This is a genomic window from Xenorhabdus vietnamensis (assembly GCF_002127535.1).
Lineage (GTDB): Bacteria > Pseudomonadota > Gammaproteobacteria > Enterobacterales > Enterobacteriaceae > Xenorhabdus > Xenorhabdus vietnamensis.
Genome location: NZ_MUBJ01000062.1, coordinates 1 through 3,114, shown reverse-complemented (window position 1 = coordinate 3,114; position 3,114 = coordinate 1). Strand labels below are relative to the sequence as shown.

6 protein-coding genes are annotated in these 3,114 nt (G+C 40.6%); 2 read left to right on the top strand and 4 right to left on the bottom strand.

The window, feature by feature from the left end; genetic code table 11:
- Positions 1-78 precede the first annotated feature (78 nt).
- Together Xvie_RS24280 and Xvie_RS19950 are read left to right on the top strand one after the other, a co-directional pair.
- A complete protein-coding gene (locus tag Xvie_RS24280; protein ID WP_279625695.1) occupies positions 79-204 on the top strand; it encodes a hypothetical protein in 126 nt (41 codons plus the stop codon).
- 158 nt (positions 205-362) lie between these two features.
- A complete protein-coding gene (locus Xvie_RS19950; RefSeq protein ID WP_244175749.1) occupies positions 363-1,382 on the top strand; it encodes a beta family protein in 1,020 nt (339 codons plus the stop codon).
- 39 nt (positions 1,383-1,421) lie between these two features.
- On the opposite strand, the gene Xvie_RS19945 is transcribed toward Xvie_RS19950, so the two are convergent.
- From Xvie_RS19945 to Xvie_RS23490, 4 genes are all read right to left on the bottom strand, one after another.
- Complete coding sequence (locus Xvie_RS19945) at positions 1,422-1,988, bottom strand: sce7726 family protein (protein WP_086110838.1); 567 nt, start codon at positions 1,986-1,988, stop codon at positions 1,422-1,424.
- 203 nt (positions 1,989-2,191) lie between these two features.
- The gene (locus Xvie_RS19940; RefSeq protein WP_086110837.1) at positions 2,192-2,458 is read right to left on the bottom strand and encodes a DUF4752 family protein; all 267 of its coding nucleotides are present in this window, start codon (positions 2,456-2,458) and stop codon (positions 2,192-2,194) included.
- A gap of 2 nt (positions 2,459-2,460) precedes the next feature.
- Positions 2,461-2,802: an Rz1-like lysis system protein LysC gene (gene lysC / locus Xvie_RS19935; RefSeq protein ID WP_422645961.1), complete on the bottom strand. Its 342-nt coding sequence runs from the start codon at positions 2,800-2,802 to the stop codon at positions 2,461-2,463.
- On the bottom strand, positions 2,789-2,977 hold the full coding sequence (locus tag Xvie_RS23490) for a hypothetical protein (protein ID WP_244175748.1): 189 nt from the start codon (positions 2,975-2,977) through the stop codon (positions 2,789-2,791). The genes lysC and Xvie_RS23490 overlap by 14 nt, the downstream gene beginning before the upstream one ends.
- Between the last annotated feature and the right edge of the window lie 137 nt (positions 2,978-3,114).

Below are 3,114 nucleotides of genomic sequence, written 5' to 3'. Positions count from 1 at the left end.
CAGCCATAACTGGTTACCTCGAAGGCTCATTTCTATAGGGTTAGGTTCGGTGTAATTAAGCGGCGCTTTCGGTGCGCGATGAAAATAAAAATGCCACCAGCCCGTGTGCGTTGGGTACGCGATGGGTACGAGGTGGCAGCATGGATTATCAATATTCCTTTAGCCACTCAGGGAATGGGTAAGGGAATAAAACATTGTCAATAAATAAAACAATTAACATGTGAATTATAACTATTGTAGTTTGTTATTTGATTTTAAAAAAAGAAATGAAACAAGTCACATTTAGAACATAATTTACGCAGGGATTAAAAAATAAGCATGTAATATTTCTTTCCTTTTATATTTTTCAAGGAAATTTAAATATGAGTATACTCCATTACTACCCGCAAATTAGATGGAAAGCTGCTGAATACGAAGCCCTCAAAGAGCTTTCACCCAATACAATCCTCGGATTAACGCCCATTATTTCTGTTCTAGATATACCTTGGGATTTCGAAAGCGAATGCTATAAAAAAAGCTTAATGGAACACCTTTCATCATTTGGTGAGACACTAGCTGACTCATGGAAATCTGATCACCCAGTATTCGTTGATGTCGGTTATTTAGATGATCATGGTGATATCATGAGTCACCCATTGGATATCTGTGTTCAGAATGCAAGAGCACACGGAAAGGAATTAATTCCTATCGTCTCTCCAAATTATTCCGAAGAATATATACTTTCCGTATTAAAAAATTCTCATAACGGCGCAGCTATCAAAGTATCTCCGGATAGATCAGGACTGATATTATATTTACTTGATAGGATTAATCTTGCTGCTGAGGATGTTGATATCATCATCGACTTCGCTGATATATCGCCATTAACGCCTCCCTTAATCCAAGATGCCATTCACCTCTATAAAAGCATTTGTAGTATGGGAAATTGGAGAAAAGTTATAGTTTCAAGTAGTTATTATCCAAAATCTCAAGCTGGCATTCCTCAGCATGCTGTACATACAATTCCAAGAGAAGAGTGGAATTTATGGCAACATATAATGGAGAATACTGGCAGTACCAGCCCCCCTGGATTTAGTGACTACCCTACATCTAGTGCAGAAATAAGTAATGTTGACCCACGATTTATGTCTCCGTATGTTTCAGTTCGTTATTCTGATTGGAATAATTGGATCCTTGTTAAAGGAACTGCCGCCAGAAGCAATGGCTGGGAACAAACCCAGAATCTATCTCAGATTTTAGTCAGTAGTCCATATTATTTTGGCCCTCATTATAGCTGGGGAGACTCATATATATACGATAGGGCTAATGGTAATGTTTCATCCGGGGGCTCAAAAGTCTGGAGAAAAGTTGCACAGCATACCTCACTTGACCATGGTCGTTGAGCAGCTTTCACGGCACTCATCCCAATATCCTTCTGTACCTTAATTTCTCCACATAGTTCTTTGCTTTAAAGTATGCCTCACTTCAACTTTCAACTTTTCAAGTGAGGTATGCTGTGCAACTATATCCCATAGCTCAAAGCGGGGTTTGCTTTTATTACCTTTCAATATGTTCCATTTTTCCATAATGCTAAGGCATTCATCCTTCCAAAGTAACCTAGCCAATGAAAAAACATCGCCGTCAGGATTTAGTTTATCTCGCCTATAACTATGTATATGAACTGCACCTCTGTTCCCTTGATTAACCACCTTGATCCCCCACCATTCAGGGATGATCTTTTGAGCCTCAGCCAAATGAGAATCATCTACAACTAGCGTTACTTTATCCATCACTAAAGAATATTGCTCTATCTGATTAGGAAGCCTTAAAAGATTATCTCTCTCACTTTTTAGTTCATATCCATGAATAACTCCGTTAATTACCGCAATGTCAACACGACATGAACCTTGGTTCAAAGAAAATTCATCAATAATCAATGTATTCGGATCTTTGTGATGCTCTTTCAGTATCTTAGAGTGAACAGCACGCCGCACATCTATATCTTTCATTTTCCTGCCTTTATTTCCAAAGAAGTAATATAACTATTTTTGAAGCCAAGAACTTTAAACGCTTACTGAATGTATAGCACTATTTTTTTCTTCGTCCTCTGATACAAAGCCAATTCTAAGAAAAAATTTTAATTTCAGTTAATGCACTGCGTCCCAACCCACCCCTGCCACCCCAGAATCATTTGCTCTGAGGTGGCAGGTTATTATTTGCCATCTGATTGTTGCCGATACATCATAATCACCAAGCCGCCTTTCGTAGCTATCTTCATGGTGTGACCATCCTGTATCCGGTCAAGTTCAAATGCATCATACAACTCGTTAACAGCCTTCTGTTTTCGCTCTTCTTTGCGACGCTTGTCATATGCCTTGAAGAGGCACGTGAATAGCCAATTCCATGCTCTAACCAGAATGTACAGATAGCCAATAACCGTTAAGCCACCTACCATGTAGTTAAAAATTAACTCACTCATCGTTATTTGCCCTTTTCTTCTATTTCCCGTATCGCCCGCTTATCCAAATTGCATTGCTCAATGACTGTCAGTAACTGCTCATTCAGAATGAGACTGTCACTCCATGTCATTGTGTCCGGTATTACCGGAGACAGACAGTCAGCGAGCAGATGCGCCGGAATGGGTATCGGTGGCACCGGAACGTATTCGGTTCGTGTGTTGCTGCAACCGGATAACAACCCCATCAGGCACAGTACGATTGGCACACTCATGATTGACAACCACTGTTTTGATGGCGGCCTGCGTTTTCTCAGAATCCACGGCTGACTGCTGTCGGTTTTCGCTATTAATTCATGAGATGTCATTAAATAACCTGATAGAGTGGTAGGCGTTGTCGGTAATGGCGACCTGTCTGTCATACACTAGCTTTAACCTAGCGTATTCTTCAGCCTTGTCCTGATATTTGCCGTAGCCGAACCAGACCAAAGCAGAAAGAACCGCCAGATAGCCGAAAGCTAGATATTGAGTGTTGAGTTTCATAGCATTCGCCTTATTCGGTGCGTGTTATTTTACCCTTACCTGTTTCAGCCAGAACAAGATCCAGAACTAAGTCAGCAGCCTGTCCGACCAATCCTCTTATTTTGCTTTCATGCTCAGGTCTGACCTTCTTCCATTCG

Excerpts from the sequence above, each read along its gene's own strand:
- Xvie_RS24280 (WP_279625695.1), top strand. The coding sequence starts at position 79 with ATGAAAATAAAAATGCCACCAGCCCGTGTGCGTTGGGTACGCGATGGG.
- lysC (WP_422645961.1), bottom strand. The coding sequence starts at position 2,802 with ATGACATCTCATGAATTAATAGCGAAAACCGACAGCAGTCAGCCGTGG.
- Xvie_RS19940 (WP_086110837.1), bottom strand. The coding sequence starts at position 2,458 with ATGAGTGAGTTAATTTTTAACTACATGGTAGGTGGCTTAACGGTTATT.
- Xvie_RS19945 (WP_086110838.1), bottom strand. The coding sequence starts at position 1,988 with ATGAAAGATATAGATGTGCGGCGTGCTGTTCACTCTAAGATACTGAAA.
- Xvie_RS23490 (WP_244175748.1), bottom strand. The coding sequence starts at position 2,977 with ATGAAACTCAACACTCAATATCTAGCTTTCGGCTATCTGGCGGTTCTT.
- Xvie_RS19950 (WP_244175749.1), top strand. The coding sequence starts at position 363 with ATGAGTATACTCCATTACTACCCGCAAATTAGATGGAAAGCTGCTGAA.